At 54.3% G+C, this 2,947-nt stretch carries 3 protein-coding genes and 3 tRNA genes; 5 read left to right on the top strand and 1 reads right to left on the bottom strand.

Annotation, left to right across the window (positions count from 1 at the left end; all coding sequences use genetic code 11):
* A partial coding sequence (locus KKD83_05735; protein ID MBU2535647.1) for an SDR family NAD(P)-dependent oxidoreductase occupies positions 1 to 442 on the bottom strand: 442 nt, incomplete at its 3' end.
* A 266-nt stretch (positions 443 to 708) separates the two neighbouring features.
* Here KKD83_05735 and KKD83_05730 point away from each other — a divergent pair.
* The 5 genes from KKD83_05730 (at position 709) to KKD83_05710 (ending at position 2,947) form a co-directional block, all read left to right on the top strand.
* Complete coding sequence (locus KKD83_05730; GenBank protein ID MBU2535646.1) at positions 709 to 1,332, top strand: corrinoid protein; 624 nt, start codon at positions 709 to 711, stop codon at positions 1,330 to 1,332.
* Positions 1,333 to 1,381: 49 nt separating this feature from the next.
* Positions 1,382 to 2,560, top strand: coding sequence for a hypothetical protein (locus tag KKD83_05725; GenBank protein ID MBU2535645.1), 1,179 nt, complete (start codon positions 1,382 to 1,384; stop codon positions 2,558 to 2,560).
* A gap of 134 nt (positions 2,561 to 2,694) precedes the next feature.
* Positions 2,695 to 2,780 (top strand) — tRNA-Leu (locus KKD83_05720).
* A 10-nt stretch (positions 2,781 to 2,790) separates the two neighbouring features.
* A tRNA-Arg gene (locus KKD83_05715) sits at positions 2,791 to 2,867 on the top strand.
* Between the two features lie 3 nt (positions 2,868 to 2,870).
* A tRNA-Val gene (locus tag KKD83_05710) sits at positions 2,871 to 2,947 on the top strand.

Raw genomic sequence — 2,947 nt, 5'->3', positions numbered from 1 at the left:
TTCCATAGCGCCCGCTAACTGAAGAGATATTGATAATCCGTCCGTTTCGTCTGTCAATCATCGACGGAAGAACGGAGCGGGTGCAGTTGAACGCGCCGATAAGGGTAACCAGCTCATCTTCCTGCTCTTTTGTTGTTGTCTTCTCAAATGGTATCATCTCAGCCATTGCCGCCGCGTTGTTGACCAGAATATCAACGGGACCAAATGCCTGTGCTAACTTTGCCACCATCGTGTTTACCGTATTCTGCTCGGCAACATTACCCGGAATCGCTATTGCCTCTCCGCCGGTATCTGTTATTTCCTTGGCGACGGCAGCCGCAGTTTCTTTGTGCAGCGCGTTCACACCTACCTTTATCTTTTCCGCGGCCAGGGCCCTGGCGATTGCCTCGCCAATTCCTTTGCCGGCACCGGTTACCAGTGCAACTCTTCCCACGAATGACATGACCTCCTCCTTATTTGCATTGAACCGTTCCGCGTACGGCTAATCGGTGGCAGCATCCCAATGGGCAAGGTATTCCTGCCCCCAATAATTATACATTATTTAAAGTTAAAGCTAATGGTGTTGATAATCATCCCGCCCGCTCTGCAGTTTATCATTGAAGTAGGCGTCTGGATATGATAATGTAAACAGAGCATTTATTTGAGGTATTTCTGAATATCCCGTCTGCAGAATAAAGGAGGATGAACATGCCTGACCATCTGACGACAATGGCCGAAGCCGTAAAAAATGGTGATGAGAAACTGACTGTACAGACTGTTGATGAGGCGTTAAAAGCCGGAATTGCGCCCGATGATATACTGGGCAAAGGTCTGGTGCCCGGTATCCAGGCACTGGGGCAGCTTTTCAAGGACGGAGAGGCCTACCTGCCGGAGATACTTATCGCCGTTCGTGCCATGAGAAGCGGAACAGAGAAACTGCGCCCGCTCCTTGCTGGTATGGACATTCAGAAGAGAGGGACCGTGGTCATCGGGACCGTTGAGGGCGATATGCACGATATCGGCAAGAACCTGGTCAAGATGATGCTGGAAAGCAACGGCTATGACGTACATGACCTGGGCGTGGATGTCTCGGCGGATACGTTTGCTGCTGAGGCCAAGGCCGCAAACGCCGATATCGTGGCGACTTCAGCCCTGCTCACCACTACCATGACCATGATCCCCGATATCTCCAAAGCCCTGACGACGGCCGGCGTCAGAAGCAAGGTCAAGATGATAATAGGCGGCGCGCCCATAACCCGCCAGTTTGCCGACGAGATAGGCGTTGAGGGCTACGCTGACGACTGTGCCTCGGCTGTGGATGAAGCGGACCGTTTGATGAAGCTGGCCGCATAGTTGTATTAAGCCGGGATACCCATGGCATTTTCCTGAAGGTAGGTCGCCCATGAACACCCGCGAACGCTTTATGGCGATTATGAACTTTGAAGAGCCAGACCGTCATCTCGTATGGGAATTTGGCTACTGGGGTGGCACGGTGCGGCGCTGGTACCGGGAGGGCCTGCCCCGGGTACACGGACTCCGCGATGGTATCGCCGATGGCACCGGCCTCTTTAACGAATCTGCCGGCGTGCCGCTGAACCGGGACACTGCCCTGGACGTTCACGATTATTTCAAGATGGACCCTTACCTGGTGCGCGTGCCATTGAATATCGGTGCCTACCCCCAGTTTGAGGCCAAAACCATTGAGGACCACGGGGACTGGTACATCTGGCAGGAATGGGACGGCTGCCTGCGCAAGGAACTCAAAAACCGCACCAGCCTGCCTACCATCGTTGGCGGACCGGTGAAAGACCGCGAGAGCTGGGAGAAATATAAGGCGGAGCGACTGCGCCCCAACCTTGAAGGCAGGCTGCCGGACAACTGGTCGCAGCTCGTTGCCGAGTACAAGAAACGTGATTATCCCCTGGGACTCGGGCAGACCCATGGCTTCTTTGGCACGCCCCGCTATCTCATGGGCGTTGAGGAACTGCTGACCAAATACTATGATGACCCCGAGATGATGAAGGATATCAATAACCACCTGGCCGACTTCTGGATTGCTCTCTTCGATGGTGTGCTGAAAGATGTCGACGTGGATACTGTCTTCATCTGGGAGGACATGTGCTATAAAGGCGGTCCGCTTATCTCCCCGGCAATGTTCCGCGAGTTTATTTTGCCCGGATACAAGAAGTTGACCGACTTCCTGAAGGACTACGGGGTTACCCTGGTACAGGTAGACTCAGACGGCGATATCTGGAAGCTGATTCCGCTCTGGATAGAAGGCGGCGTCACCGTGCTCTATCCTTTCGAGGTAGCTGCCGGCATGGATGTCGTTGAGGTGCGCAAGGCCTTCCCCAACCTGGCTATCACCGGCGGCATTGACAAACGGGCACTGATTGGAGGCAGGGAAGCAATCGACCGCGAGCTGGAACACCGGGTGCCCTTTATGCTCGAGCAGGGCGGTTTCATCCCCAACGTCGACCACATGGTATCGATGGACGTGAGCTTTGAGAACTTCAAATACTACCGGGAAAAGCTCGACCAGATGCTCAAAGAGCACAGCAAGTCCTGGGATAGAGACTGAGCAGCAACGAACCTTATTCAAGCCCGCTAACGCCGTTTCTGAATTCAATTTTCTGCCGGGAGTCTTGTCATTGACCCCTTAACGTGTTAACATTATCAGGGTCGGGATGTAGCCGTTAACTTTATTCCGATTGTGCCGAAGTGGCGGAATGGCAGACGCGCTACGTTCAGGGCGTAGTGTCCGTAAGGGCGTGAGAGTTCAAATCTCTCCTTCGGCACCAGATACAGCACGCGCTTGTAGCTCAGTTGGATAGAGCGCAGCCCTGCGGAGGCTGAGGTCGTGGGTTCAAGCCCCGCCAAGCGCGCCATTGGGGCGGTTAGCTCAGCTGGTTAGAGCGCCTGTTTTACACGCAGGAGGTCACAGGTTCGATCCCTGTACTGCCCACCA

It is taken from the genome of Chloroflexota bacterium (assembly GCA_018829775.1).
In the GTDB taxonomy this organism is placed as follows: domain Bacteria; phylum Chloroflexota; class Dehalococcoidia; order Dehalococcoidales; family RBG-16-60-22; genus E44-bin89.
This window is presented reverse-complemented; position numbering and strand designations above follow the sequence as displayed.